At 61.5% G+C, this 25,358-nt stretch carries 26 protein-coding genes and 1 pseudogene; 15 read left to right on the top strand and 12 right to left on the bottom strand.

Features of this window, described 5'->3' with window-relative positions:
- Window positions 1-2 precede the first annotated feature (2 nt).
- The 3 genes from ACFWEM_RS17995 to ACFWEM_RS17985 are packed head-to-tail and all read left to right on the top strand — an operon-like array spanning window position 3 to window position 3,169.
- A complete protein-coding gene (locus tag ACFWEM_RS17995; RefSeq protein WP_378535560.1) occupies window positions 3-1,433 on the top strand; it encodes a PepSY-associated TM helix domain-containing protein in 1,431 nt (476 codons plus the stop codon).
- A gap of 25 nt (window positions 1,434-1,458) precedes the next feature.
- Entirely contained in the window at window positions 1,459-1,959 is a 501-nt protein-coding gene (locus ACFWEM_RS17990; protein ID WP_019747182.1) for a copper chaperone PCu(A)C, read from the top strand.
- Window positions 1,952-3,169 carry a Dyp-type peroxidase gene (locus tag ACFWEM_RS17985; protein ID WP_378535558.1) on the top strand — a complete coding sequence of 406 codons (1,218 nt, stop codon included), beginning with the start codon at window positions 1,952-1,954 and terminating at the stop codon, window positions 3,167-3,169. Before ACFWEM_RS17990 ends, ACFWEM_RS17985 begins: the two co-directional genes overlap by 8 nt.
- 86 nt (window positions 3,170-3,255) lie before the next feature.
- On the opposite strand, the gene ACFWEM_RS17980 is transcribed toward ACFWEM_RS17985, so the two are convergent.
- Entirely contained in the window at window positions 3,256-4,392 is a 1,137-nt protein-coding gene (locus tag ACFWEM_RS17980) for a GIY-YIG nuclease family protein (protein WP_378535556.1), read from the bottom strand.
- A gap of 45 nt (window positions 4,393-4,437) precedes the next feature.
- Window positions 4,438-5,025 (bottom strand): TetR family transcriptional regulator, encoded by a 588-nt coding sequence (locus ACFWEM_RS17975; RefSeq protein WP_378535554.1) that lies wholly within the window; start codon window positions 5,023-5,025, stop codon window positions 4,438-4,440.
- Window positions 5,026-5,205: 180 nt separating this feature from the next.
- On the opposite strand from ACFWEM_RS17975, the gene ACFWEM_RS17970 reads away from it, so the two are divergent.
- The 3 genes from ACFWEM_RS17970 (at window position 5,206) to ACFWEM_RS17960 (ending at window position 8,446) form a co-directional block, all read left to right on the top strand.
- The gene (locus tag ACFWEM_RS17970) at window positions 5,206-6,771 is read left to right on the top strand and encodes an LVIVD repeat-containing protein (RefSeq protein WP_378535552.1); all 1,566 of its coding nucleotides are present in this window, start codon (window positions 5,206-5,208) and stop codon (window positions 6,769-6,771) included.
- Window positions 6,768-7,430 (top strand): DUF305 domain-containing protein, encoded by a 663-nt coding sequence (locus tag ACFWEM_RS17965; protein ID WP_378535549.1) that lies wholly within the window; start codon window positions 6,768-6,770, stop codon window positions 7,428-7,430. The genes ACFWEM_RS17970 and ACFWEM_RS17965 overlap by 4 nt, the downstream gene beginning before the upstream one ends.
- Before the next feature lie 92 nt (window positions 7,431-7,522).
- Entirely contained in the window at window positions 7,523-8,446 is a 924-nt protein-coding gene (locus tag ACFWEM_RS17960; RefSeq protein WP_378535547.1) for a DUF2797 domain-containing protein, read from the top strand.
- Window positions 8,447-8,453: 7 nt separating this feature from the next.
- Here ACFWEM_RS17960 and ACFWEM_RS17955 read toward each other — a convergent pair whose 3' ends face one another.
- Window positions 8,454-8,924 carry a hypothetical protein gene (locus tag ACFWEM_RS17955; protein WP_378535545.1) on the bottom strand — a complete coding sequence of 157 codons (471 nt, stop codon included), beginning with the start codon at window positions 8,922-8,924 and terminating at the stop codon, window positions 8,454-8,456.
- A 704-nt stretch (window positions 8,925-9,628) separates the two neighbouring features.
- On the opposite strand from ACFWEM_RS17955, the gene ACFWEM_RS17950 reads away from it, so the two are divergent.
- The 3 genes and pseudogenes from ACFWEM_RS17950 to ACFWEM_RS17940 form a co-directional block, all read left to right on the top strand.
- Window positions 9,629-9,997, top strand: a complete 369-nt coding sequence (locus ACFWEM_RS17950) for a hypothetical protein (RefSeq protein WP_378448756.1) — start codon at window positions 9,629-9,631, stop codon at window positions 9,995-9,997.
- A gap of 111 nt (window positions 9,998-10,108) precedes the next feature.
- Window positions 10,109-10,474 (top strand): pyridoxamine 5'-phosphate oxidase family protein, encoded by a 366-nt coding sequence (locus ACFWEM_RS17945; RefSeq protein WP_378535543.1) that lies wholly within the window; start codon window positions 10,109-10,111, stop codon window positions 10,472-10,474.
- Window positions 10,475-10,552: 78 nt separating this feature from the next.
- Window positions 10,553-11,296, top strand: a pseudogene (locus tag ACFWEM_RS17940) (HNH endonuclease family protein); the annotation flags it as partial.
- A gap of 60 nt (window positions 11,297-11,356) precedes the next feature.
- Here ACFWEM_RS17940 and ACFWEM_RS17935 read toward each other — a convergent pair.
- The 4 genes from ACFWEM_RS17935 to ACFWEM_RS17920 all read right to left on the bottom strand — a co-directional run bounded on the left by ACFWEM_RS17935 (window position 11,357) and on the right by ACFWEM_RS17920 (window position 14,919).
- A complete protein-coding gene (locus tag ACFWEM_RS17935; protein ID WP_378535541.1) occupies window positions 11,357-11,527 on the bottom strand; it encodes a hypothetical protein in 171 nt (56 codons plus the stop codon).
- A 346-nt stretch (window positions 11,528-11,873) separates the two neighbouring features.
- The gene (locus tag ACFWEM_RS17930) at window positions 11,874-12,242 is read right to left on the bottom strand and encodes a hypothetical protein (protein ID WP_378535539.1); all 369 of its coding nucleotides are present in this window, start codon (window positions 12,240-12,242) and stop codon (window positions 11,874-11,876) included.
- A gap of 288 nt (window positions 12,243-12,530) precedes the next feature.
- Window positions 12,531-13,649: an Ig-like domain-containing protein gene (locus ACFWEM_RS17925; protein WP_378535537.1), complete on the bottom strand. Its 1,119-nt coding sequence runs from the start codon at window positions 13,647-13,649 to the stop codon at window positions 12,531-12,533.
- Between the two features lie 55 nt (window positions 13,650-13,704).
- Window positions 13,705-14,919 (bottom strand): Ig-like domain-containing protein, encoded by a 1,215-nt coding sequence (locus ACFWEM_RS17920; RefSeq protein WP_378535534.1) that lies wholly within the window; start codon window positions 14,917-14,919, stop codon window positions 13,705-13,707.
- A gap of 296 nt (window positions 14,920-15,215) precedes the next feature.
- Between ACFWEM_RS17920 and ACFWEM_RS17915 the strand changes: the two genes are divergently transcribed.
- The 3 genes from ACFWEM_RS17915 to ACFWEM_RS17905 are packed head-to-tail and all read left to right on the top strand — an operon-like array spanning window position 15,216 to window position 17,823.
- Entirely contained in the window at window positions 15,216-16,715 is a 1,500-nt protein-coding gene (locus ACFWEM_RS17915) for a SulP family inorganic anion transporter (protein ID WP_378535532.1), read from the top strand.
- Window positions 16,716-16,750: 35 nt separating this feature from the next.
- Window positions 16,751-17,176 (top strand): MerR family transcriptional regulator, encoded by a 426-nt coding sequence (locus tag ACFWEM_RS17910; RefSeq protein WP_378535530.1) that lies wholly within the window; start codon window positions 16,751-16,753, stop codon window positions 17,174-17,176.
- Between the two features lie 26 nt (window positions 17,177-17,202).
- A complete protein-coding gene (locus ACFWEM_RS17905; protein WP_003945756.1) occupies window positions 17,203-17,823 on the top strand; it encodes an L-threonylcarbamoyladenylate synthase in 621 nt (206 codons plus the stop codon).
- 33 nt (window positions 17,824-17,856) lie between these two features.
- Here the strand turns inward: ACFWEM_RS17905 and ACFWEM_RS17900 are convergent, their stop codons facing one another.
- From ACFWEM_RS17900 to ACFWEM_RS17890, 3 genes are all read right to left on the bottom strand, one after another.
- Window positions 17,857-19,770, bottom strand: coding sequence for an alkyl/aryl-sulfatase (locus ACFWEM_RS17900; protein WP_378535528.1), 1,914 nt, complete (start codon window positions 19,768-19,770; stop codon window positions 17,857-17,859).
- A gap of 99 nt (window positions 19,771-19,869) precedes the next feature.
- A complete protein-coding gene (locus ACFWEM_RS17895; RefSeq protein WP_378535525.1) occupies window positions 19,870-20,433 on the bottom strand; it encodes a TetR/AcrR family transcriptional regulator in 564 nt (187 codons plus the stop codon).
- Window positions 20,430-21,665: a cytochrome P450 gene (locus tag ACFWEM_RS17890; protein ID WP_378535522.1), complete on the bottom strand. Its 1,236-nt coding sequence runs from the start codon at window positions 21,663-21,665 to the stop codon at window positions 20,430-20,432. Before ACFWEM_RS17890 ends, ACFWEM_RS17895 begins: the two co-directional genes overlap by 4 nt.
- A gap of 95 nt (window positions 21,666-21,760) precedes the next feature.
- Here ACFWEM_RS17890 and ACFWEM_RS17885 point away from each other — a divergent pair, with 95 nt between their 5' ends.
- On the top strand, window positions 21,761-22,606 hold the full coding sequence (locus ACFWEM_RS17885; RefSeq protein WP_378535520.1) for a hypothetical protein: 846 nt from the start codon (window positions 21,761-21,763) through the stop codon (window positions 22,604-22,606).
- Window positions 22,607-22,719: 113 nt separating this feature from the next.
- Here the strand turns inward: ACFWEM_RS17885 and ACFWEM_RS17880 are convergent, their stop codons facing one another.
- A complete protein-coding gene (locus ACFWEM_RS17880; protein WP_019747160.1) occupies window positions 22,720-22,878 on the bottom strand; it encodes a hypothetical protein in 159 nt (52 codons plus the stop codon).
- Between the two features lie 205 nt (window positions 22,879-23,083).
- Between ACFWEM_RS17880 and ACFWEM_RS17875 the strand changes: the two genes are divergently transcribed.
- Window positions 23,084-23,845 (top strand): SDR family NAD(P)-dependent oxidoreductase, encoded by a 762-nt coding sequence (locus ACFWEM_RS17875; RefSeq protein WP_378535518.1) that lies wholly within the window; start codon window positions 23,084-23,086, stop codon window positions 23,843-23,845.
- Here the strand turns inward: ACFWEM_RS17875 and ACFWEM_RS17870 are convergent.
- Window positions 23,827-23,964 carry a hypothetical protein gene (locus ACFWEM_RS17870; RefSeq protein ID WP_378535516.1) on the bottom strand — a complete coding sequence of 46 codons (138 nt, stop codon included), beginning with the start codon at window positions 23,962-23,964 and terminating at the stop codon, window positions 23,827-23,829. The two genes, ACFWEM_RS17875 and ACFWEM_RS17870, sit on opposite strands and share 19 nt — an antisense overlap.
- A 219-nt stretch (window positions 23,965-24,183) precedes the next feature.
- Here ACFWEM_RS17870 and ACFWEM_RS17865 point away from each other — a divergent pair, with 219 nt between their 5' ends.
- Window positions 24,184-25,128 (top strand): alpha/beta fold hydrolase, encoded by a 945-nt coding sequence (locus tag ACFWEM_RS17865; protein ID WP_378535514.1) that lies wholly within the window; start codon window positions 24,184-24,186, stop codon window positions 25,126-25,128.
- The last annotated feature ends 230 nt before the right edge of the window (window positions 25,129-25,358 follow it).

Below are 25,358 nucleotides of genomic sequence, written 5' to 3'. Positions count from 1 at the left end.
GCATGTCCGCACCCGAATTGGAGCGCGCACAGACGCGCGCGTCCAACGACAGTTCTCCCCCGAAGAAGCAGGTTGGCGGCGCCAGACCCCTGATCCTGCGCCTGCACTTCTACGCCGGCATCCTCATCGGACCGTTCATTCTCATCGCCGCGCTGAGCGGCGGTATCTACGCGATGGCGCCCACCATCGAGAAGTTCGTTTACGACGACTACCTCCAGACCGACACCACCGGACAGATCGCGTCTCTGAACGACCAGATCCGTTCCGCTCAGCAGTACCGCCCCGACTTGACTGTCTCGGCAGTACGTCCGTCGCCTGGCGCCGGCGAAACCACCCGGGTCCTGTTCACCGATCCGTCACTGGGCGAATCGGAGAGGCTCGCGGTCTTCGTCGATCCGGTGCTCGCACAGCCGGTCGGCGAGTTGGCGGTGTACGGAAGCAGTGGTTCGCTGCCACTACGAACCTGGATCTCCCAACTGCATCGCCACCTACATCTGGGCGAACCGGGCCGCCTCTACAGCGAATTGGCCGCGTCGTGGATGTGGGTGGTCACCCTCGGCGGTGTCTACCTCTGGTTCCGTCGATACCGCACCGCCCGGAACGCTCGACTGCTCACGATCGATCGAGCGTCCACCGGACGAAGCCGGACCCTGAACTGGCACGGTGTCGTCGGCATCTGGATAGCAGTTGCATTGGTCTTTCTCTCGGCGACCGGCCTCACGTGGTCGACGTACGCCGGAGAGAACGTCAGCAATCTGAGAACCGCATTGAGTTGGACGACGCCCTCCGTCGTGAAGACTCTCGGCGACGCTCCCCCACCGGCAACGGGCGGGCACGAGGGTCACGACATGGCCCCCGCCGCCACCGGCACGCTGACAGACACCAACGTCGGACGCGTCGACACAATCCTCGGTATCGCAAGATACAACGGGATCACCGGTCCGGTCGAAGTATCGATACCGGCGAACGCCGAGACAGCGTTCACCGTCGCCCAGACACGTCAGCCCTGGGTGTACAGCAACAACACCATCGCAATCGACGGAGCGACGCAAAAGGTCACCGACGAGTTGTGGTTCTCGGATTGGCCACTCGCAGCTAAACTTTCGGCCTGGGGAATCCAGCTCCACATGGGTCTGCTGTTCGGCCTTGCCAACCAGATCGCACTCGCCGCATTGGCACTCGCGCTGGTCAGCGTCGTGATCCGCGGCTACATCATGTGGTGGCGCCGACGCCCCACCCGAGGCTCCGACTGGGCAGTCGGCCGGGTTCCCGCCCGCGGCGGAATCCGCAACCTCTCCCCGACCAGCATCGTTGCGCTCGTCGCGATCACGGCGTTGGTCGGCTGGTTCGTGCCGCTACTGGGCATCAGCCTTCTCGCATTCCTGCTCATCGACGTGTGCATTGCGGCGTTCAAACGCCGTGCCACCACCTGACACTTCACGAAATACGGAGACACACATGACTGTTCGTACAAAGATATTCGCAGCTGTTGCACTCACCGCGGCTCTCGCTCTGACCGGTTGTTCTTCCAACTCCGACAAGGAAACCGAGGCTGCACAATCGATCACCGTTCAGGATCAATGGGTCAAGGCTGCGCCGGAAGGAATGAGCGCGGCATTCGCCGAACTCGTCAACTCCAGCGACAAGGACGTGCGCGTGGTCTCGGCAACCAGCCCCGCGTCGTCGCGACTGGAACTGCACGAAGTTGTGACCGGCGACGGCGGAACCATGACGATGCGCCCCAAGGACGGCGGTTTCCTGGTCCCCGCCAACGGTTCCGCCTCCCTGACGCCGGGGGGTGACCACTTGATGTTCATGGACCTGTCCGCGCCACTGCTCCCCGGCGCAGAAACCGACCTCACCTTGATCTACGACGACGGTTCCAGCACCACGTTCACGGCCCAGATTCGCGACTTCTCCGGTAATCAGGAGAACTACGACCCGAATCACGGTGGCTGAGAACACGAACCCGCCCAGCCGAGCTCTCAGCCGGCGGCGCCTTCTCGGAGGAGGCGCCGCCGCGCTCGGCGTCGCGGGAATAACCTGGGGCGCAACCACAGTGGTCGAGCGCAGCGAACACCAGCAGCAAGCAGGCAAGCTCGTGGAACCGTTCTACGGAGTCCACCAAGCCGGCATCGACACCACGCCACAAGCGCACGGCACCTTCATCGGGTTCGACCTCTTGCCGGGAACCGATCGAGCTGTAGTCGTCGGAATCATGAAGATGTGGTCCGAGGACGCGTCACGGCTCACCGCCGGCAACCCGGCGCTGGCGGACACCGAACGGGAACTGGCTGTGGATCCGGCCCGCTTGACGGTGACCGTCGGCTACGGCCCTGGTCTGTTCTCCAAGCTGGGATTACAGGCACGTCAACCGGATTGGTTCGAACCGTTGCCGAGCTACGCGATCGATCGACTCGACGATCGATGGGGCGCCTCGGATCTGTTGTTGCAGATCTGCGGCGACGACCCGGTAACCATTGCTCACGCTGTGCGAGTCCTGACCAAGAACGTCCGATCATTGACGACCATCCGGTGGACGCAAAAGGGATTCCGCAATGCTCGCGGCACCATGCCTGAGGGAACCACGATGCGCAATCTCATGGGCCAGGTGGACGGGACGGTCAATCCTGCTCCGGGAACAGTGGATTTCGATTCACTGATCTGGCACGACGGCGCCGGTCAGTCGTGGCTGGCGGGTGGAACCTCGTTGGTACTGCGACGCATTCGTATGGAAATGGACACGTGGGACGAACTCGACCGCTCGGGGCGCGAACTCACCATGGGGCGCACCTTGTCCAATGGCGCTCCGCTCAACGGAACCAACGAATTCGACGAAGCGGACTTCACTCTCACGGACAAGTTCGGCATTCCGGTTATCCCGCCAGGATCACACATCGCCAGAGCCCGCCGCACACACGAGAAGGAGCAGTTCTTCCGTCGGGCGTACAACTACGACGACGCACCCGAGAGCGGGCAGACCTCGAACTCGGGATTGATCTTCGCAGCGTTCCAACGGGACATCGCCGAGCAGTATCTACCGGTCCAACAGCGGTTGAGTGACTTCGACGCACTCAACGAGTGGACGACGCCGATCGGTTCGGCGGTGTATCTCATTCCGCCGGGATGCAGCGAGAACGACTATCTGGGAAGCGGATTGCTCGGATAGCGACGCTGGCGAGGGCGTCAACAACACTGTGGGACGGGATCCGGTCGGATCCCGCCCCACAGTGTTGCCTACCTGGAACTGTTGCCTTACTTGGACTTACGAGGTCCCGGCATAACCGCACCTGGGCGGGCGGTGGTCAACCGCGTGACCCAACCACTGACGGGCCACTTCTTCAGGCCGACGTTGTGCGGGGTGACTTCGGTTCCGACGTACTTGGCAGCAAGCTCGTCGTCGACGGTTCCGTTGAACCGCCACAGCTGGCTTCCGTCGGCGTTGCGCGTGGACACCTCCCACGACTGAGCGCGGAATGCACCACGAATGATGCTGTCCGCAAACACCAGAACCGGGATGCCGATCTCGGCGCGGACAGCCGCCCCGGCAGACCACTCGGCGCGCGCGAGTTCGTAGATCTCTTCCTGCGTCGCTCCCGGACGAGCCGATGCCGGTACATGAAGGACGATGCTCGGTGTCGGGAGTTCCGGCGCGGGATCCGCCGAGTACCGCAAGGCGAGTTCCTCGACGCGGGTCGCACGGGTGTCCTTGTCCGACGTGTCGCCGGCGAGGTTGGTCAGACCGTCTCCCGCGTCGGTGATCCGCAAAGCTTCCGCGATTCCGCGAACGACCTCTCCGGTGGTGGCGGCCGAATCGGTGGCGGCGGAGACCGAGCGGAGGAGTACGAAGTGCTCCACCGCCGAACCCGCGTCGTAAATTTCGCGGATCCGAGCGATCTTGGCCGCGGTCACGGCAGCATTCGTCTCGGCCGGGCCGTCCGCACCTTCGAGATTCGCGAGTTCACCGAGCGCTTCGAACACCGGCGCGAAGACCTGATTTCCCGCGCCGTGCCCGACATGGAATACCTGGTGGTTACGTGGGTCGCGCAGGGCAAAGACGTACTGCCCCAGCCTCTTCCCGACCTTTTCGGTAAACGGCTGCGGAGCCGGCTTCCGGACGACGACCTCGGTGGACAGAGTGCGCATCACGGCCAGACGGAGTGCGTCGGGCACGCTACTTGAACCGGCAACACCGGAAAAGATTGCCGCCGAAGCAGCGCTGATCGAGGTGAACGTGCGACCGACTTGCTTCTCGAGAGAGGCAGAGACCGTACCGACCGCATTCAGTTTTGCATCGAGGGTGCCGTCACCCTCGACAAGGAACTCCTTGATCAACGGAGCAACGAGCAGGGTGGAGCCGATAGCGCGAGGAACTGTCCAGACAATAGCCATGGCACGAGCCTAGGCGATCACTTCGAAGCGCGAGGCGAACGCGTCTCAGCCCGCCGCTGCCGGTCCGGCCAGTCCCTGCACAAGAAGGTTCCACGCCGAGTGCGCGACTTCTCTTCGCGAGCTCTCGGCGGTCCGTTCCATGATCGCGGCAAACATGGCGATCGCCAGGATCACGTCCTCAGCAGTGACGGACTCGCGTATCTTCCCAGCTCGACGCGCCTCCTCGAGGCGTCCTTCGAGGAGATCGGTCAGGCGGGTGCCTGCCGAATTCAGTCGAGAGTCGCCGAAGGAGACGGGCTTGATGACCTCCACGAACACGATGGAGGTGGTGATCTGGTCGACCAACAAACGAAAAAGATCGTCGAGAGTCGAATCCGGATCGGCAGCCAGGTCTTGCAGTTCGACGATGTTCTCGTCGAACACCGCGAGGGCAAGGCTTTCGCGAGTGGGAAAGTGCCGGTAGAGGCTGCCCTGGCCGACTCCTGCCGTGCGGGCGATCAGGCTGAGCGGAGCAGCAAAACCATGAGTGGCGAACACCTCGCGAGCTGCCGAGATGAGCGCCGCACGATTGCGCGCCGCATCTCTCGGCCCTCTGTTGAGGGATCCGCTATTGACGCGGCCAGACGATGTCACGCACACTACGATACCAACCGGACAGCATTGTCCGGTTGGTTGCGGCCCGACACCGGTTCACACCCCGACCCGACCGTCGTGAGCGCTCGAACACGCGCCTGCCCTCCGTGCTGCCTGTCCGTGAGGCACGTCTGTCCGTGAGAGATACGAAAGGCAATCCCGCACCGGGAGTTGGACTCGATGAAATCGTTCACGACCATCAGAACCAGATCTGCCATCGCGCTCGTCGCATTGATCACCATCCTTCCGGTGTGTGTTGCCGCTGCCGAACCCGCCGCTGCCCCCGGCTCCATCCTCGAGGCTTCAGGCGTCGGCTCGAATGCAGCAAGTCGCGCGGAATGCGGGCCCGGTTCGATGCCCGAGACAGGATTGCAGGGCGATGTGCCCGCCGAGGACCGAAACAGCGGACGCAGCCGAGACGGATACAGCTGCAACATGTCTCAGATCGGCGGCTACTCGGGTCGCGGCGGCGGAATCACGTCCACCAACTTCGAACACTGCTCGTACGTCGGCAGCTTCTTCCCCGGAAACCTCCTGGGCCCCGCGCAGGGTGTCCAAGTTCTCGACGTATCGAATCCTGCCAACCCCGCACTCACCGCTACCCTGACCGAACCCGCGATGCTCGCCGGAACGTGGGAGAGTCTCAAAGTCAACACCGCACGAAAGCTGCTGGTGGGCACGGGCGTTCCGCTCTTGACCGGCGTCGGCCTGATGTCGGTCTACGACATCTCCGATTGCGCGCACCCGAAACTACTCAACCCCGGCCCCGGAACCGATCTGGGAATGTTGCTGCCCATCACCAATCACGAAGGCGGATTCTCACCGGACGGCAACACATACTGGTCTTCCGGCACCGCGCCCGGTGTTGTGAGTGCCGTCGATCTCACCGATCCCGCCAACCCTCGCGTCATCTGGCAGGACCTCATCGGGTTGTCGACCCACGGCTTCGGCATCAGTCCCGACGGAAATCGCATGTACCTGTCGAACAATCTCGGCGGAATACATGTTCTCGACATCAGTGAGGTTCAGCGCCGCGTCCCGAATCCGCGAGTGCGCCAACTGTCCCAGCTCTCGTGGACCGACGGCTGGGCCACCCAACACAGCATTCCGGTCACCTACGACGGTTCGCCGTACCTGTTCACCGTCGACGAGGGTGGTTCCGGCGGCGTCAAATTGATCGACATCTCGAATGACAACGAACCGACCGTCGTCAACTCGGTGAAGCTGGAAATCAATCTGCCGGAGAATCAAGACACCGCGCTGGCGTCCGCTGCCGGTGGATCGCTGTTCGCGTACGAATCGCACTACTGTTCCGCCGATCGCCCAGTCGACCCGACGGCGCTGGCATGTGGATGGATCTCGAGCGGGATTCGGGTCTTCGATGTTCGAGATCCCTTCGACGTCCACGAAATTGCGTACTTCAACCCACCCGCCCGAACCGGCGACAATCTCCAACTCGCCAACTCGCCGCATGCTCTCGCCTCGCTCATCGGGGTACCCATTCTCAGCACGCCGGCAATTGCGCAGTCGATCGCGCAAGGTCAGTTCGACCCCGGCCAAGCGCTGAGTTCGCGGTCAGGCATGGTCGCTCTCGGCGACATCTCCACCGATTGGTGCTTCTCCCCACCCGAATGGCGAGGGACCACGTTGTGGGCGACGTGCGCCGACAACGGCTTTGTTGCCATGCAGCTCGAAAACGGCGTCTACACACCTCCCACCGACCAGAAAACAACTGTCGGATCATGACGGCTACGCGATCGGTCAAAGCCGTCGCGCTGGTCGCGGCGGCCCTGATGCTGCTCGTACTCGGCGCAGCATTGCGCCCCCTGTTTGCGCCCGAGAACCATACGCAGACAGCCGTTCTGAGCGAAACCGAAATCGGATTCGTGCACGACATGGCGACCCACCATCAGCAGGCCCTCTTCATTCTCGCGCGTCTGAGTCCCGATGTGGACCAGGCAGTGACGAGGCTGGCCCAACAGATCGACGACGTTCAGCGAACCGAGATCGGCGTCATGCTCGGTTGGCTCCGACTGGCGGGTGTACCACCGAACAGTAGAACGCCGATGGGGTGGATGGAAGCATCCTTCAGCGGCACCGGCGATGGCCATCATCACCCGGCACCCGATGCGCCCGACACAGACACCGAGGTCATGCCCGGAATGGCTACGACCGAGGAACTCGAGAGATTGGGCGCCGCTCAGGGCAGCGATGCCGAGGTCATGTTCCTTCAACTGATGGAACGCCACCACCGCGGCGGGATCGCCATGGCGCAGGCCGCCGATGCACTACTCGAGAGTGGGCCGGTGAAACAGTCCGCCCGAGACATGATCAACACCCAGAGTCAGGAATCCGGGCTGATGACACTGATGCTCGGGCAACGCGGGGCACAACCACTGCACTGAACCGCACGTGCACTGACTACCATAAGTGTCGACCTGCGAACTACCGCGCCAACCGCGACGACGCCTCGTCCAGAAGGAATCGACACTTCATCATGACCCTGCTCGTCCGCGGAATCGAATGGTCGAACCCGACAGCACCACGGATCCGATGCGTCGACGACACCACTTCCGCTACGACGTTCTTCACTCACGACTCGGTACTGCGATTCTCCGTCGACAAAGCGAAGGGCCGCCGTTGCCTCGGGTGGCGAGATCTCACCGCAGAAGGTCCAGGCCACTCGCCGTGTGACCGCGGGGCCACCGTCGTTGCCGGACGCCAATGCGATCGGTGCCGAAATCGTGAGGGGTTCACCACAGTTCATCAGGCACACGTCAGCGGTGCGCACATTCATCCGAACGTGCGTACCTACCTCGCACAACCACAATGGCTCTACGTCGACGTATTCGCCGGCGGTCAGATGAAGGTGGGGACGGCGTCCGAGTTCCGCAAGCATCCGCGAGTCGCCGAGCAGGGAGCAGTCTGCGCGTTGTTCGTCGCGCGGTCGACAGACGGTTACAGCATCCGTTCGCTCGAAGCCCGGGTGTCGGAAGAGTTCCACTTGAGCCAGGCCATCCGTACGTCTCGAAAGATCGAAGCACTGACGGGTTCTTTGGATCGCGAGAAACTCCGAAAGTCGTTGCATCACTTCGTATCGTCGATCAAAGACGAGTTGAAGGACATCGGGGCGGACATCGACGGCATCGAGATCCTGGAGGCTCCCGAAGAATGGACGGCGCCGGCGTGCGCCGACGTGGTCTTCGATGCGGCACCGTTGATCGCGTATCCGCACACTTTCGAGTCCGGGGAGCATTCTCTGTATTTGGAGGGCCTTGCCGGGTCGATCGCATCGCTGCGGATCGACACCGACCCTGAATCACCACGCTTTGTCGCGGACGTGTCCGGACTGGTCGGTCGAACCATCACCGTCGGCGAGTTCGTATCCCCTGGCGTGGCGATTCAGGAATCGTTGTTCTGAAGGGAAGTCAGCAGCTTCCTGCGGTCGCTGCGGCGAATCCGCGAGTGACCTCGGCCTGCTCGTCGGCAGACAAGCTCGACCATTCGGGATAAGCCTGGATGGACGTCATCATGTCGTTTGCCAATGATTCACGCGTCATACCCATTTCCTCGCCCGACTGGTCGATTGCCGGCTGGTACGCGTCGAGGTACCGGAGAACGTCGGCGCAGGCTTGCGCGTATGTCCGCGGCAGCGCCGAGCTTGCGTTCGGGTCCGAAGGAACCTCCACCGGAGCGCTCGACTCGACCGAAGGTGCCTCGGTAGTCATGTCCGACGACGTTGCCGGAGCCTCGGATGACGCCGTCGGCGTCGCCGTAGTGGTCGCCGAAGCGGAGGAAGTGAGTGTTCCGACCTCGGTCGGCTTGTCTCCGTCAGAACCGCAGGCAACCAGCGCCACCAGCGAGCAGGCACCGATGAACCCGGTGATCGTTTTCTTCATCCCTCAAGGATGCCAGAGGGCCACTGAGGTTCGAACGGACCGGCATCGCCGATCAGCGACAATCGCCCGCGCAGCCTGCCGAATCCGAGCGCCTCGTCCTCCCGTCTGCGGTATTGGACCGTATACCGCCTTCGCAAACCCATGCTACGGTGATTTAACTGCAAAGTAACTACGGGTGGGATTGTCCGGTCTGCCGCGTTCATCCGGAACGCACCGATCGGAAAGAGTTCGTCTTTAAGGGGCTGGAACGAGTGGGACTTTTTCGTCGACGAGGTTCCCGGGAGGATGATGACGATCGCGGGCAAAACCTCGATCGCAGCGATCCCGGGTACGCCGCCTGGTTCGCGAACGTCGGCGACGCGGGCGGTCAACCGATTCCGTACAAGCGACCACTGACTGCGCCGGTGTATCCACAACTCCAGCCGCCGGTCCCGGACTACGAGACAGACACGCGATGGCCGCTCAACGCACCCCCTGGAGACGGCTGGCTGCCCGCAGACCGCATCGACGAATTCGAGTCGTCGAACGGCCGCTCATCTGCGCATAGCGGAGCAAGCCCCCAAATCTCACAGGCTGAACAGTTGCCGCCCGGCCCACCCCCGACGCCGCAACCAACGATTCCACCTCGAAATGTACCGATGACTTCACCACCGAAGCATCACCTGGAGTCGCCCCGCGCGGCTCTGTCCAACCAAGGAGAAGTAATGAGCAACATCGACAAAATCCTCGGCGAATTGATGCGCATCGACGGTGCCAGCGGTGTAGCCGTCGTCGACGCCGACAGCGGAATGGTTCTCGGCATGAGCGGCAACCCGTCATTCAGCCTCGAGTACGCCGGCGCCGGCAACTCCGAGGTTGTGCGAGCAAAGCTCCGCACGATGAGTAACTTGGGGATTACCGACACCCTGGAAGACATCCTGATTACCCTGAGCAACCAGTACCACCTCATTCGTGTCCTCGAGACGCCCGGACTCTCGACGCTGTTCGTGTACCTCGTCCTCGACCGCGCACGTGCGAACCTGGCACTCGCTCGCCACAAGCTGGGCGAACAGACCCCCAAGATCGAGATCTGACGCTTCCACACCTCCCGACAAGGCCCGGTTGTCGCCGCACGGCGACAACCGGGCCTTGTTTGTTTCGCATCGTCGACTTGTGTACCTCCGGCGGGCACCGATACTGAGACCGTGACTATCGCGGACACTCCTTGCGTGTGGTTGACCACCCTTCGAACTGACGGCTCGCCGCACACGACTCCGGTCTGGTTCTTGCTGCGTCAGAACACATTCTGGATTCCGAGCGCCGAAAGGAATCGGAAGGTTCGGAACTTGCGGGACGATCCTCGGGTCTCCTTGGCGGTTGACGGCTCCACACGCGACCCGTGGGTCGCACAGGGTCTCGCAACAATTCATCGCAACGTCGACGAGTTCGGTGATCTCCCGCGACTTTTCGGCAAGAAGTACGACGGATGGGACGCCGCAGATGAGACTCGCGACGGCCCGCGAGTTCTAGTCTCCGTCCCGGTGAAGCGGTGGCTACTTCGACCGGACTGACGGGAGGTGCCGGTTCAGCCCGAAATGTCGCGAATGACATACTTGTAGTTCATCTCTCGAAGAAATGGACTCTCGCACATGGCACGCACGGCACATCACAGGCGCGGCATCACCGGCGTCACCATCGGCATCGCTGCCGTGATCGTGCTGGGAGGCTGCGCCAATTCCAAGGCCGATGCACCCGAAACATCTTCTCTCGGTTCAGGAATCGGATCCGGCGTCACGACGACGGTATCGGCCGGAACTTCGGCTCCCTCGTCCGCCGCAATTGAACTGCTGGCACAGATCCCCATCAAGGGACGCGCACCCAAGACCGGATACGACCGTGCACTGTTCGGTACCGCCTGGACCGACGACGTCACCGTCGAGTTCGGCCACAACGGCTGCGATACCCGAAACGACATCCTGCGGCGTGACCTCACCGACCTGACATTCAAAGACGGTTCCAAAAGCTGCTCGGTCCAAACCGGTACGCTCCGTGACCCGTACACGAACAAGACCATCTCCTTCACCCGCGGCCAGGACACGTCTTCTGCAGTCCAGATCGACCATGTTGTCGCACTCTCGGACGCCTGGCAGAAGGGCGCGCAGCAGCTCGATACGCAAACGCGAACCAATCTCGCCAACGACCCTCGAAACCTGCGCGCTGTCGACGGACCCACGAACCAGAAGAAGTCGGATTCCGACGCGGCGTCGTGGCTGCCACCCAACAAGGCCTACCGCTGCCAGTACGTGACTGCTCAAGTGGAAGTCAAAGCGGCATACGGTTTGTGGGTCACCCAAGCCGAACATGACACCATCGCCGACATTCTCACGACCTGCTGAAACTCTTTACGGTGATCAGAGTCCAGTGATCAGCGGCCCTTGATCAGCGGCCCTTGATCAGCGGCCCTTGATCAGATACCGCACAATCGCCATTCCGAGCGCGAGCCCCAACACGGTGGCCAGCGCTGCAACGAGACCGTGACCGGTCAGTGCAACGAACACACCGGTAACGATCGCGACAACGGCGATGATCCCCGCGTCCACTCTGCTTTGACCACGTTCAGGCATGGCACTCTCTCGTGCCGTCTGGTCCGTCCGCTCCCCTCGTAGCGGACGGACCCAGCGGCAATCTGTCGAAATGCGCGAACTTCTGGTGGCCTCACCGGGCTGACTTTGCGGGCGGTCCTGCGAGGCCGGCACGTCCCCCGGAGCCAACTCACATCGGTTCACGAAGTCCGTACCTTCGCAGAATATACCGAGTGGTAGGTAAATACCGAGGGCCAAAGTCCCTGGTCGTCGACTCATGCGACGAGTGGTCGGCAACTCGAGACGAACGAGCGCATCCGCGAGCCGAGTGTTCAATCGAAATGGCAAGAACAGCCATATCCGATATTCATGTCAATCCAGGAGACGTCTATGACCCGAAAAGTGATCCGAGGTCCAACGATCCGATTGACGACACTCTCTTCCAATCAGCGCAATATGCGGTGGTGAAGCGAGAATCCGTCAAGAGAATCGTGACCGTCGCCGGTTCGAGGGTGCTTTCGAACTCGAGGACATTCAATTCACCGTCGCCGCCAACTTTTGCTCGGCCGTAAATGCATGGCATGTCAGCCGATTCGGGTCCAGAAGTCGTGTAGGTTCCCGGCAACACCTCCCACGGCACGTCGAACAGCCCGTGTCCGGGAATGCTTCCCGGCGCTGCTGAAGCCGTAGACGTCCCGATCATTGCCACACTGACAGCTACTGCCGCAGCGGACGCGAGCAAACCAACCTTGCGCATTTTCCCTACCTTGTTCATACCTGAACCGCAGCGGCGAGTTCGAAGGCTTGTTGATGTAAGAACCCGCGGATCGCGCAGTTCTTCAACCAACGGTAGTAAAAGGGCACGAGTTTTGGTGAGCTACCTTTTGTGGTTCCGGCCCGGTTTCCGTGACGGAGACTCCCATTGAGAAAAACAGGGAACGCCGGCGTTGCGGCTCTCGACATGATTCGAACCTGTCATTCCAGTATTCGACCACACACCCAGATTCGAGCCGAAACGTCGACGCTCCCCTGCCGTTTGGGTGACTCAGCCTCCGAGTGAGCCCGTCGGCAGCTTCGAGAAGATGTCACCGAGGCTTCCGGTTCCGCCCGGTGTTTCCGGATCCGTCGGATCCACCGGCTCGACGACGATGACACCAGGCACGGTGACGGTCACGGTCTTGTCCGCAGATTCCGAAGAACTGAACTTCTTGGTACCCAGAAACTTTGCGGTGATGCGATGCTCGCCCTGGTCGCGGAACGGCCAGACCAGTTCAGCATGGCCATTCGAATCGACTGCGGCGCTGCCGATCTTGGTATCGCCGTCGAAGAACTCGACTGTTCCCTCACCTGGATTCGGGTCGATGCTCGCCGCGATCTTGACGTCTTCGCCCGTCAGTGCCTCTAGTGCGACAGCGACCGTCGTCTCGGTCTGGTTGGTCGAGAAGACCTCTGTAGTCGAGAGGGCGCCGCGTCCGTCGCCCGAAGCAACACAATACCCAGCGGCATTGACCCATCGGGACTCGCCGAAGCTCATGCTTGTGTCTTTGATCTTGATAGTCGGGCTCGAAGCCCCTGCACGCAAGTGCGTCGTCGCATTGCCCTCGTCGGAGCGAGCTTCGAGTTTCAATTCGACTGCCGGCAGACGGAAGTCCGTGTTGGCCTTGACCTGCAGCCCTTCCTTGGGCTTGTTGTCGTTCGCGCTCGGACCGTCGTTGACAGTTTTGTTGCTGGTCCCGGTAATGCGCAAATATTCACCGGTGGCGTTCGCATTTCCGTCTGCACCCACACGGAGCAGTACCGCAGCTTCGCCGGTCAAGTTGGACGACGAATCACCGACGAGAGAGTACGAAACCAGTGTTACCCCTTGCGGAAGCGCAATGTCGTACTTGATTCGACCGGTGTCCGAATCCGAACTACGCATGGTGCCGGGATGGAGTTTCACCGTGAACTGCTCGCCGGGACGCACGGACGTGGGCGCCGTGACCTCCATGTTGTCGGAGAACGACGAATCCCAATCGGTGGCGCCGTCGACCCGGCACTTGTGTTCGAAGGAAACTGTTCGTGTCACGGCATCTGATGCTGCTGCTGTCGGCGCGGACACAGCGAGGAGTCCGGCCGCGAGAGCGGGTACGGCTGCGCAAACAGCCAGAGAACGGGGGTTCATGTATTGCCTTTCAAAAGAACTCGGGCATCGAGTGTTCGGTGAAGTAGATCCGTGATCACTTGCCGCCGAGCGAACCCGTCGGCAGCTGCGGCAGAACGGACTCGAGGCTGCCCAGACCGCCCGGCGTGCCCGGATCGGTCGGGTTAGGATCGACCGGACCTGTTGAATCGCCGGTGACGGTGAGAATGTGTGCCGCCGACATGTGCTTCGCCTCGTCATCGGTAGCGGTGAACACCGCAGTCACAGACTTGATTCCGGCCTTACCGAAGGTCAGATCCAGGCGGGCGATACCGCGAACCACCGGCCGCGGTTCGCCGGCGGGCTTGCCGTCGACCATGAACTGGACTGTTCCCGTGGCATTTTCCGGTTCGACGTGAGTAGCGAAGGACACTTTGGTGCCGGTTACGGCGGTAGCCGGTCCCTCGAGTGTGGTCACGATGTCGGTACCGGGCTCAGGATCGACCGGTCCCAGGTCCCCGTCGATTTTTGTCGACGCCAGGCCGCCGGCACCGGCATTGAGAGGGCCGGTCTCGCTGTCGCGGGGTGAGCAGGACGTAGGCGCCCAGATCGTTCCCGCGAGCCAGTGACTGACCTGAGGGAGGAAGGTCAAGAATGACTCCGGCCCACCGAAAGTACCTGCAGCGCCCGAGGTCCGGACATTGGTCTCGACCACGCCGGAAGACCCGGCCTTCACGGTAATTCTGATCTTCGGAAAGACGATGTTCGTCTCGGCACCGGACTGAGCATTGATCGCGAGACCACCGTGCGCTCCCGACGACGATGACGGACTGTTGCCGATCGCTTCGTTTGCGCCGGACAACCGGAGTATCGTGCCGTCAGGAGTGGGAGTGCCGTCTTCGTTTACACGAATCACCGAAGCAGGTTTCCCGGCAACGACATTGCCCGGATCGGTGACCACCGCCGAGACGAACTCCGCGTTGGCCGGAATCGGAAGATCGATCTTCAGACGTGAGATCTTCTTGACACTTGCGCCGCTCACATCGTTCGGGATCTGGACGCTACCCGGATCCACGTCGATGTCGAAGACTTGACCTGGCGCTACGACCGACGGAGCCGAGACCCGCACCGTGGCAGGCTTTCCGTCTGACGACGGCCCGGAGAACGCACTCGGAACTGCGCGGCACGTGACCTGAAAAGTTGTCGACGTGGTTTCTGCAACGGGTGCCGCGGTCGCCGGAATCACGGCCACCGCGGTTCCACCGGCAAGGAGGCCGGCTAGCAGCGCAGCATTCAGTAAGCGTTTTGACATGATGTCCTCTCGGAACAACCTGATTGACGTTTGCCGCCGAACTGTAACGGAGCGAACGCCCGAATTGGCCAGTTTTCGATCAACAAAAACCACACAGTAGGTAAATACTTGGTAAGGGTTACCGGCCGTCACATCTGACAGCCAACGCGAGCCTTCCCCTTCCGCTGAATCGAGACAATCGAGATTCATTGCAGCGAAATAGAATTCGACCGACACTCGCATCGCTGTCAAATTCTCGTTCACACTCTACCCTTACGGGAGGGTAGAGTCTGAGAACCTCGTCAGGACGGAATCTCATGGCAGTAACCACCGCTTCATCCACCATCGACAACTCGGTACGAACCGCGCTTCGGTCACCTCGCCGACTCAAAACCGAAGTCTTGGCCGGACTGGTCGTGGCCTTGGCATTGATCCCCGAAGCGATCTCGTTCTCGATCATCGCCGGGGTGGATCCGCGGGTGGGGCTGTTCGCGTCGTTCACGATGGCTGTGACCATCGCCGTCGTCGGCGGACGACCTGCCATGATCTCCGCGGCCACCGGCGCCGTCGCACTGGTCGTCGCTCCACTGACGCGCGAGTACGGAATCGACTACCTGATCGCGACAGTCCTCCTGGCCGGCCTCCTCCAGATCGTGTTGAGCCTCCTCGGCGTCGCAAAGTTGATGCGTTTCATCCCGCGCAGCGTCATGGTGGGATTCGTCAATGCACTGGCCATCTTGATCTTCATCGCCCAACTCCCCCACCTGATCGATGTTCCGTGGGTCGTCTACCCACTCCTGATGGTCGCCCTGCTGATTCTCGTGTTCTTGCCGAAACTGACGAACGCGGTCCCGGCTCCGCTGGTGGCGATCGTGCTACTGACCGCCGCCACAGTCGTTTTCGCATTCGATGTTCCCGACGTCGGCGACGAGGGCGAACTTCCGTCGAGCCTGCCGACGCTACTGTTCCCCGACGTCCCTCTGGAAATGCACACACTGTCGATCATTGCTCCGTACGCGTTGGCCATGGCGCTCGTCGGACTCCTGGAATCGTTGATGACCGCCAAGCTCGTCGACGACGTCACGGATACCCACTCGAACAAGACCCGAGAAGGGTGGGGCCAAGGCGTCGCGAACATCGTCACCGGCTTCTTCGGAGGCATGGGAGGGTGCGCGATGATCGGCCAGACCATGATCAACGTGAAGGTCTCCGGCGCTCGCACTCGGATCTCGACCTTCCTTGCAGGCGTGTTCCTGCTGATACTCGTGGTCGGCCTCGGCAACATCGTGGCGCTGATTCCCATGGCCGCATTGGTGGCCGTCATGATCATGGTCTCGGTCGGAACTTTCGATTGGCACAGCATCAATCCGAAGACCTTGCGCCGCATGCCGATCGGCGAGACAACGGTCATGCTGGTCACCGTGGCTGTCACCGTCGCGACCCATAATCTCGCCTACGGCGTGATCGTCGGAGTGATTACCGCGATGGTGATCTTCGCCCGCCGCGTCGCGCACCTCACCGAAGTTATCGACGTAGCGCATCCGGACGAGGACACCCGTGTCTATGCGGTTCGAGGCGAGTTGTTCTTCGCATCGAGCAACGATCTCATCTATCAGTTCGACTACGTCGGCGACCCGAAGAGCATTGTCATCGATCTTTCCGAGTCTCATATCTGGGACGCGTCGACCGTGGCGACTCTGGACGCCATCACCACCAAGTACGCCGCCAGAGGCAAGAAAGTCGAGATCGTGGGCCTCGACGGCGCGTCGGCCGAGCGCCATCTGCGCCTGTCCGGTCGCCTGGGTGATGGTCATTGAGAGTATGGAGGGTCAGCGCGACGAAAGTGGGAGTGATGTCTGAGCCGGAACACGCGGGCCAGGGGCAGAACATGCAGATCGGTCAGGTTGCCGAGCGCACCGAACTGTCGATCAAGACGATCCGTCATTACGACGAGGTTGGTCTGGTGACCCCCTCCGAGCGGAGCGCCGGAGGTTTCCGCCTCTACACCGAGGCCGACGTCCAGCGGCTACTGGTAATCCGACGAATGAAGCCGCTCGGATTCAGTCTCGAAGAAATGAAACAACTCCTCGATTCTCTGGCAGTGCTCGGTGACGAAGGTTCGGACGCGTCGATGCGAACCGGTGCAACCGAATTCGTCACCGCCTGCCACACCCGAGCGGAAGAAAGCTGCATACACTTACGTAAGCAACTCGCCTACGCCGAAGAACTGACGGGATTACTCGCCGACCACAGTCTGAACGGTGAACTGCATTCGTGATCTGCCGACTGAACTAAGCTGAGTTGATGGCCCGATACTTCGACGTACATCCCGAAAACCCGCAGCCGCGCGCGATCAGCCAGATCGTCGAAATGCTGCGCAACGACGCGGTCATCGCCTACCCCACCGATTCCTGCTACGCCTTGGGCGCCCGAATGGACAATCACTCGGGCACCGATCGGATCCGCGAGATCCGTCACCTGCGGTCGGATCACCATTTCACGCTCGTCTGTGCCGACTTCGCGCAGCTCGGGCATTTCGTCCACGTCACCAACTCGGCGTTCCGCGCGGTGAAAGCCGCCACCCCGGGCCAATACACGTTCATCCTTCCCGCCACGAAGGAAGTTCCGCGGCGGCTGGCACACGCCAAGAAGAAGACCGTCGGGGTGCGCATCCCCAGTCACCCGGTAGTGCGTGCGCTCCTGCAGGAATTGGGTGAACCGATCCTCTCCAGCACCCTTCTGCTGCCCGGCGCCGAGGAGCCGATGACGGACGGCTGGCAGATCAAGGAAGAACTCGACCACCAGCTCGACGCGGTCATCGACTCGGGTGATTGCGGAACTGAACCAACCACAGTGGTCGACTATTCGTCCGGTGTCCCCGAGATCGTGCGCGTCGGAGCAGGGGATCCTTCTCGTTTCGAGTGATCCCCGCCCGGGCCACATCATGGAGTCGACCAGTCACGGCGTGACGATATCGAACCACAGATCAAAATCCTCCAGCAGCGAGATGAACGTCTCCAGTTCCGACTGATCCCCCGCAGCCGTCGCTGTTCCGGAGGTGATGGATTCGGTGAGTGAGGTCGTCCCCAGATACACCTCGTTGAACACCGCACGGGTCAAGGTCAGAGTCAGGGCGGCCGACGAATCTGCCCTGTCCATGTCGTAGTTCAGCACGCCGTTGCGCACTGTGACCAGAACGTTGTCCTCGGTATCCGACAACACGAATCGCAACGACAGGTCGACGTCGGCGGCCTTCGGGCCGTCGAGGCGAACTGCCCAGAAGTCCAGCATCTGTTCGAGCGGCATCACTGCGACGACGGCCGGGCCGGTGGGGTTGTTGGACGGCATCGGTGCCAGCGGATGCCGCAACTCCATCGCTCCGACCAGATAGAAGTTGCGCCACGTACCGTTCTCGGCTTGGTAGCCGAGCTGTTCGTACGTGTCCGCCAACAACTCTCGCGCTTTCTGATTGCTCGGATCGGCGAAGACCAGGTGATTCACCAACTCCGCCGCCCAGCGGTAGTCGCCGTCATCGAACGCCTGCTTGCCCTTCGTCAGGAGCGCGTCCGGTCCACCGACGGCTTCGACGTAGCGCTTGCCGTTCTCCACCGGCGGATGAGGATTCAGGTGAGCGGGAACGCCGTCGAACCAACCGAGATAGAAGGTGTAGATCGCCTTGACGTTGTGACTGAGCGAGCCGTAGTACCCGCGGTTGTACCACTGCTTTCCGATGGCGTCGGGTACCTCGATCTGGTCGGCGATCTCGACGGGTGTCAGTCCCTTGTTTGCAAGACGCAACGTCTGGTCGTGGAGATACTTGTACAGGTCTGCCTGATCCGACATGAGCTTGCGAATCTTCTCATTGCCCCACGTGGGCCAATGATGCTGCGCGAAAATGATTTCGACGTCGGGGAAGAGCTCCATCGCCAGGCGAACGTAATGCGACCAGGCCTTGGCGTCGCGAGTCTTGGCGCCGCGCAACGTGTATAGATTGTGCATCGTGTGTGTGACGTCCTCAGCCGAACCGAGTGCCTTGAAATCTGGTAAATAGAAGAGCATTTCGGATGGCGCTTCGGTTCCCGGCGCGAGCATGAACGTCACGCGCACGCCGTCGATGACTTCTTCGTGAATCGGTTCGGTGATGACGTCGGTCGGCACGGCGAACGTGGACGTGCCGTGCGAAGTGGACAAGCCGAGACCACCGGATACCTGTCCCTGTGGACCCGGACGCAGGAACGATCCGTACATGTACATTCCGCGACGTGTCATCGCCGTGCCGGCAAGCACGTTCTCGGAGATCGCTTCCTCCGTGAAACTATCTGGTGCATAGACCTTTACAGCACCGGACGCAATCTCTTCGTCGGTGACAAATCCTTTCACACCGCCGAAGTGATCGCCGTGGGAATGCGTGAAGATGATTGCCTTGACCGGGACCCTTGGGCGGTGCTGGTAGTACAACTCCAGCGCGAGAGCGGCTGTTTCCGCGGACATCAGAGTGTCACCGATAATCAACCCGGTGTCGCCCTCGATGATCGTCGTGTTCGACAAATCCTGGCCGATCACCTGATACAGGCGATCAGCGAGCTTGAACAGTCCGCCGCCCTTTCCCATCAAAGTCGCTTGGCGCCACAAACTCGGGTTGACGGTGTCCGGCGCATCGCCGTCGGCGAACCCGTAGGCGTCGTAAGAGAAGATGAACTGCCCTTTGTCGCCCTTGACGAGCCCGCCGTCGATGAGCGGCGCCACCAGACCTCGTGAAATCAAATCGAAGTCGAAGGTGTCGTCGAAAGGAAGGTCACGGAGCACCTGAGCATTTGCCTGGCGAGTGGCTTCGGTGGCGGGCTTGGGGTCGAGTTCGGACGGTGTAGTCATCTTCTCTTACGCTCCTCGGGAACTCGCGGTGGCCTGTGTCTGGATACCGGTTCATCCTCGATCCCGACAGCACCCACGCGCATCACCCGGAAGGGATGATCAGGCGGTCCTTCCTGCACTCAACAGTGCAGCGACAAACTCACGCACCAACGCCCGCTCGTCATTCTCGTCCGCCCCCGGCACCATGAGCAGCGAAAGGATCACTCGCACGATCCAGCGTGCTCGCGTGGCTGCCTCGGCACCGGTGTCACCGAGCATCGCGACCCCCAACCCGTTGATGACATCAGACGAATTGGCAAGCTCACCGGCGAGACTCGCATCACCCGGGGTGAACCATGCAGCCAAAGTCGGAGTGCTGCGTACCGCGGACACTGCAGCGAGCATCGCCGTTTCGAGACGCTCGCTCGGATCATCGATGGCCGCTACCGATTCCGCGATCGCTGTTCCGAGCCTGCGCGCTTCGCGGTGAACGAACGCGATGTGTAGAGCCTGTCGATTCTCGAAGTACCGATACAGGGTGGCCCGAGAACATCCTGCAGCAGAGGCTATTTCCGCCATACCGACCGTTGCGACGCTCTTTTCGACGAACAATTGCGCCGCGCTGTCGAGAATCTTCTCGGCTGCCGCCAAAGCGCGGCCCTCACCGAGCCAGTCGTTGCTCACGGCCGGCTAACCGACATCGGGGCGGTGAGCGGACGGCGGACGTAATTGCCTGGTGCGTACTGCATCGCGTCGATGTCGACGTGGAAGTCTGGAATCCGGGAGAGCAACTCTTCCAACGCAACTCGTGCCTGCATCCGAGCTGCCGACGCACCCAGACAATGGTGGGCGCCATGACTGAAGGTGAGTATCTTCTGTGGCCGGCGCAAGACGTCCAACTCCGCCGCGTCGGGTCCGTACTTTTCGGGGTCACGATTTGCCGCACCATACATCAGCAAAACCTTACGTCCTGCCGGAATCACTTTGCCACCCAAGGCCACATCTCGCGTCGTGGTGCGTGCCAGACCTTGGACCGGCGAGGTGAGCCGAAGCAGTTCGTCGACTGCGTCAGTGATCAATGCGGGATCGTCCAACAGGATCTGACGCTGGTCGAGGCGTTCGGTCAGCATCGCCACCGATCCGCCCAACATTCCTGTTGTAGTGTCGTTTCCACCGGCCACCATGGTGAAGGCGAAGCCCAGAATCGACAGTAAGCCGGACATGTCGCCTTCTTCACCGAGTCCAGCGGCGAGTAGGTGCGAAATAGTGTCGTCACCCGGTTCGACCTTGCGGCGTTCGATCAGCGAAGCGAAGTACATCATCAACTCACCGGTGGCAGCCTGCGCCGTCGTCGCCGCTGCGGCCACACCACCAGCCGAATTGGCAGCAACAATGGCCTCGGTCCAGCCGTCGAACTGATCACGGTCCGATTCCGGCACACCCAGATAATGTGCGACGACCATCGACGGCAACGGCTTGAACAACTCGACGACGATATCGCCGCTGCCACGCGCTTTCAACGCCTCGATACGTTCGACGACAAATTCGCGGACCATCGGCTCGACCGCCGACACCTGACGCGGGGTGAACCCCTTCGACACCATGCGCCGGAACTCCGACTGCGCGGGCGGGTCCTGCATCACGAACGGCGGATTGTCCTGCATCCCGATCTGCTCGAGTTCACCGTAGACAGTGGTCAATCCCTTTGCCGACGAGTACGTCTCGTAGTCGCGAGCGGCGTTGTAGACGTCTTCGTGACGGGTGAGCACCCAGTAGTCGTCCTGCGGCGCAGCTTCCGGCACAACGTTGTGAACAGGATCGTTCTCGCGTAACGCGTCGTACATTGCCCACGGCGAACGCCAGGACTCCCCAGTGGAAGGAACAAACCGTGGCGAATGTGACACAGAGATTGTCATGACTCGACTATGAGACAAATAGTCGAATGTGTCAAACAATCTCCATCCTCAATATCGAGTAACTCGCTTCCACGCAGAGCACTATCGTGTGTCGGGTGATCACGGATCCGAAGAATCATCCGAACAGCTCTGACACCGGACGTCGCGCAGTGGTTGCGGTCCTGCTCCCCCGCGAACATCTCCCCTTCATCAGAGACTGGTGCCTGCACCACATCGAGCAAGGCTGGGAGGTTGTTCTCTACGACAACACCGGTTCCGTCGGGTCCACTCGCAAGACAAGCGCATTCAGTCTCAACCGCTGGCACGGACGCAGCGAGGACAAGCGCGGCAACTCGTACGGCGCCTTCACGCGATCGATGTCGGACAGCGAGGTTCAGGTCGCATTCCGCAAGGAACTGCACGACCTCCCGGTGACAATCATCGATTGGCAACCGCGCGACGCGGACGGTCGGATCGTGCACGGACAGGTGGAGGCCTACGTCGATTACGTGACCCGACATCGCGACACGGTCGCCTGGGCAGCATTCATCGACGCGGACGAATACCTCCAACACGCACCAGGATTGGACTGGGGGACACTACTCGGTGGTGTTACTCGAGAGGGTTCGCACCGCGTTGTTCTCGATGCGCTGGTCTACGAATCCAGGTGGACGCGCGACGGGCAACTGCGAGACGTCGGTACGCTCAAATGCCTTGGGCTACAAAGCCACGGCTGCAAGAACATACTCAGACTGTCGGAGGTTCTGCGAGCAGACGTCCACTGGGCCTGGAAGACAACCGAACCCGACACAGTGGTCCGGCCGGACAGATCGCTTTACTACTTCCGCCACTACCGCGGTTCGGAAGCGACACTCGATTTCACTCCGTTGCCGAACTTCGGACCCCAGGTCTACGAAGAAGGTGTGGACGTACCAGCGACAATCGACGTATCACAAAAATGAATGTGCCTGCAAGGCACAGACATTCACATGAAGATAAACCTCCGGCCCGCATCCACGAAGGCAATGCCTTCAGGACGCGGGCCGGAGGCCGTAAATCCGGTTCAGCGAAGCAATCAAGCCTTCGGCTGCGAGCTTCCTGCGCCACCGATTGCGCCGAGAAGACCAGCAACTGCGCCGATGCCGACGAGGACGCCGCCCAGGCCTGCAATGATCTTCTGGAAGTCGCCGAGCTGTGCCAGGTCCGTCTTGCTGCTGCCAGTGGTGAATGCCATGTCTAGCTCCTCATCATGGAATGTGTACGCGGTCCGCGCGCCCGGTATGTAACGGCGCTCACAATATACGTAAGACAGCCGAAATTTGAAGCGGTGCCGCCGAGTGGGACGTAACTCACATCTCATCCAGCGGGAACCCACGAGTAACAATGCGCGATTCGGACAACGCTTCGGGAACCGTTGAATGACGAGCAGGAGAACAGCAGTGGGCAAGTTGGATGGAAAAGTGGCCCTGATCACTGGCGCAGGGCAAGGAGTCGGCCAGGGAGTTGCGTTGGCACTCGCCAAGGAGGGCGCTTCTGTCGCGGTCGCGGGCCGCACTGAGTCGAAACTCGTCGTCACATGTAACGAGATCACCGAACGTGGCGGCCGCGCCGAACCGGTGCTCGTGGATATCGCCGACGCTGACTCCATCACCGGCGCTGTGGCGCGAACCGTGGAACTGTTCGGCGGCGTCGACATCCTGATCAACAACGCCAGCCTCAACCCGCTCGGCAACATCCTCGACCTCACTCCGGAGCGCCTTGCCGACGGACTGACTTCCGGTCCAGTCGCGACGCTGCGAACAATGCAAGCCTGCTACCCGTTCATGAAGGAGCGCGGCGGCGGGGCGATCATCAACATGGTCAGTTCCGTGGCCGTCCGCTGGGACGCTGCCGGCTACGGCGGATACGCGGCCGTGAAGGAATCCGTCCGAGCCCTCAGCCGCGCAGCAGCGTGCGAATGGGGCGTCGACGGGATCCGTGTCAACGCGGTGGCCCCACACGCCTCGTCACCCGGGTTACAGCGTTGGGCCGATGCGCGTCCGGAAGAGGCTGCCGCTTTTGTTGCCGGGATTCCACTGCGGAGGATCGGCGACTGCGAGACGGACATCGGTACAGCGGTGGCTTTCCTGGTCGGGCCGGATGCCGCTTATCTGACGGGAGCAACAATTCCGCTCGACGGCGGTCAGTCGCGCTGGGGCTGAGATGCGGCGTCGTCGAAGGCAAGCACCGCCGACTTGTCTTCGGCGATCGGGCGGCGGAAAACGAAACCGACCAGAACGGATGCCAAAACCAACGCGGCCAGCACAATGAGCCCGACCATCCACCACATGGTTTTCAGTATGCCCGAACCTCCCTCGGCCGGACGCGAACCGCGGCCGCGCAAGATCGATGAAAACCACGAAAAGTACTTGGCACCAGTCATATTCCGTTTTGACCGTTTCGTGAGCTTCTGGACAATCCGTGATCGAGCACACAATTTCGCATCTCGAACCGGGACGAGTGCGTGACTACGACGACACCTCGGTGCATCCTGGCAGGTATGGAATCCGCTGTTTCGGCCCAACTTGCCGACGGAAGCACCCTCACGCACCCGTGGGGCGGGACAAGCAACATCACCGATCTTGGCGGTGATGTTCACTGGATCGACTTCGGCGGTCCCAGCGGAGCGCCGCCCATCGTCCTCGTTCACGGACTGGGCGGCTCACATCTCAACTGGGTACGGGTGGCACCGGCGTTGGCCGCACGCACGCGCGTGTATGCATTGGATCTCGCCGGATTCGGACTCACCTCTGCTGATGGGCGGCACACCGGCGTCGATGCCAACGCGGCGCTCCTGAATCGCTTTCTCGACGCAGTGGTGCGTGAGCCCGCCGTCCTGTTCGGCAATTCGATGGGCGGAATGGTCTCGGCAATGTCGACCCATGCCAGTCCCGAATCAGTGGCCGGCCTGGTCCTGGTGGATCCGGCACTCCCCCTTCCCGTCCAACTTCCCGACCTGACCGTCGCCGCTCAATTCGCGCTCTACTCGATGCCGTACGTCGGCGAGCAGGTTCTCGGCTTCGGACGCCGGAAGATGTCCGACCGGCAGTTGGCCGCACAGATGACCAGATTGTGTTTCGCCGATCCGACGCGAGCAGACCCCGCGGTTCTCGACGCGGGCGCCGCCTTGACGGCTATTCGCCGCAACGAACCCACTCAGGATGCCGAGTTCCTGCAGGCAGCACGATCACTGCTGATGACCCTCGCCCGCCCGGCTTCGTATCGAAAGACCCTGCGAGAGATCACGACTCCGACGCTCCTGATCCACGGCGACCGCGATCGTCTTGTCCCGGTCGAGGCCGCACGGGCGGCCGCTGCTGCACATCCACACTGGACCACCATCATTCTCGGCGACACCGGCCACACCCCACAGTTGGAGATTCCGGACGAGTTCACCCGTCATGCGCTCGCGTGGCTCGATCGCACGGGGCTGATCACGAGCTGACCCGCACCGGCACTACGCCAGTAAAAAGTCTTTACCGATTGGGCAAGTGCCCCAATAATTTCGGCGTAGTCAGAACGATTCGGCGCAGATGATACTGGCGGGTCCGGTCCACCGGTGTACATGAAGCGGCCAAATACTCCAAAGCTCTCGATCCCTGGGAATGTGTCGGAGTACGCGCGTAGCGTGAGAATCGCGCCTTCATCGGCCAGCCCGCTCTGTGTCCCTTGCTT

Origin of the sequence: Rhodococcus sp. NPDC060176 (assembly GCF_042728675.1) — a bacterium.
In the GTDB taxonomy this organism is placed as follows: domain Bacteria; phylum Actinomycetota; class Actinomycetes; order Mycobacteriales; family Mycobacteriaceae; genus Rhodococcus_F.
This window is presented reverse-complemented; position numbering and strand designations above follow the sequence as displayed.

What these genes read in the sequence shown, in the direction of transcription:
- ACFWEM_RS17995 (WP_378535560.1), top strand. Translation starts at nt 3, where the DNA reads ATGTCCGCACCCGAATTGGAGCGCGCACAGACGCGCGCGTCCAACGAC.
- ACFWEM_RS17990 (WP_019747182.1), top strand. Translation starts at nt 1,459, where the DNA reads ATGACTGTTCGTACAAAGATATTCGCAGCTGTTGCACTCACCGCGGCT.
- ACFWEM_RS17980 (WP_378535556.1), bottom strand. Translation starts at nt 4,392, where the DNA reads ATGGCTATTGTCTGGACAGTTCCTCGCGCTATCGGCTCCACCCTGCTC.
- ACFWEM_RS17970 (WP_378535552.1), top strand. Translation starts at nt 5,206, where the DNA reads ATGAAATCGTTCACGACCATCAGAACCAGATCTGCCATCGCGCTCGTC.
- ACFWEM_RS17965 (WP_378535549.1), top strand. Translation starts at nt 6,768, where the DNA reads ATGACGGCTACGCGATCGGTCAAAGCCGTCGCGCTGGTCGCGGCGGCC.
- ACFWEM_RS17960 (WP_378535547.1), top strand. Translation starts at nt 7,523, where the DNA reads ATGACCCTGCTCGTCCGCGGAATCGAATGGTCGAACCCGACAGCACCA.
- ACFWEM_RS17955 (WP_378535545.1), bottom strand. Translation starts at nt 8,924, where the DNA reads ATGAAGAAAACGATCACCGGGTTCATCGGTGCCTGCTCGCTGGTGGCG.
- ACFWEM_RS17950 (WP_378448756.1), top strand. Translation starts at nt 9,629, where the DNA reads ATGAGCAACATCGACAAAATCCTCGGCGAATTGATGCGCATCGACGGT.
- ACFWEM_RS17935 (WP_378535541.1), bottom strand. Translation starts at nt 11,527, where the DNA reads ATGCCTGAACGTGGTCAAAGCAGAGTGGACGCGGGGATCATCGCCGTT.
- ACFWEM_RS17930 (WP_378535539.1), bottom strand. Translation starts at nt 12,242, where the DNA reads ATGCGCAAGGTTGGTTTGCTCGCGTCCGCTGCGGCAGTAGCTGTCAGT.
- ACFWEM_RS17925 (WP_378535537.1), bottom strand. Translation starts at nt 13,649, where the DNA reads ATGAACCCCCGTTCTCTGGCTGTTTGCGCAGCCGTACCCGCTCTCGCG.
- ACFWEM_RS17920 (WP_378535534.1), bottom strand. Translation starts at nt 14,919, where the DNA reads ATGTCAAAACGCTTACTGAATGCTGCGCTGCTAGCCGGCCTCCTTGCC.
- ACFWEM_RS17915 (WP_378535532.1), top strand. Translation starts at nt 15,216, where the DNA reads ATGGCAGTAACCACCGCTTCATCCACCATCGACAACTCGGTACGAACC.
- ACFWEM_RS17910 (WP_378535530.1), top strand. Translation starts at nt 16,751, where the DNA reads ATGTCTGAGCCGGAACACGCGGGCCAGGGGCAGAACATGCAGATCGGT.
- ACFWEM_RS17905 (WP_003945756.1), top strand. Translation starts at nt 17,203, where the DNA reads ATGGCCCGATACTTCGACGTACATCCCGAAAACCCGCAGCCGCGCGCG.
- ACFWEM_RS17900 (WP_378535528.1), bottom strand. Translation starts at nt 19,770, where the DNA reads ATGACTACACCGTCCGAACTCGACCCCAAGCCCGCCACCGAAGCCACT.
- ACFWEM_RS17890 (WP_378535522.1), bottom strand. Translation starts at nt 21,665, where the DNA reads ATGACAATCTCTGTGTCACATTCGCCACGGTTTGTTCCTTCCACTGGG.
- ACFWEM_RS17880 (WP_019747160.1), bottom strand. Translation starts at nt 22,878, where the DNA reads ATGGCATTCACCACTGGCAGCAGCAAGACGGACCTGGCACAGCTCGGC.
- ACFWEM_RS17870 (WP_378535516.1), bottom strand. Translation starts at nt 23,964, where the DNA reads ATGGTCGGGCTCATTGTGCTGGCCGCGTTGGTTTTGGCATCCGTTCTG.
- ACFWEM_RS17865 (WP_378535514.1), top strand. Translation starts at nt 24,184, where the DNA reads ATGGAATCCGCTGTTTCGGCCCAACTTGCCGACGGAAGCACCCTCACG.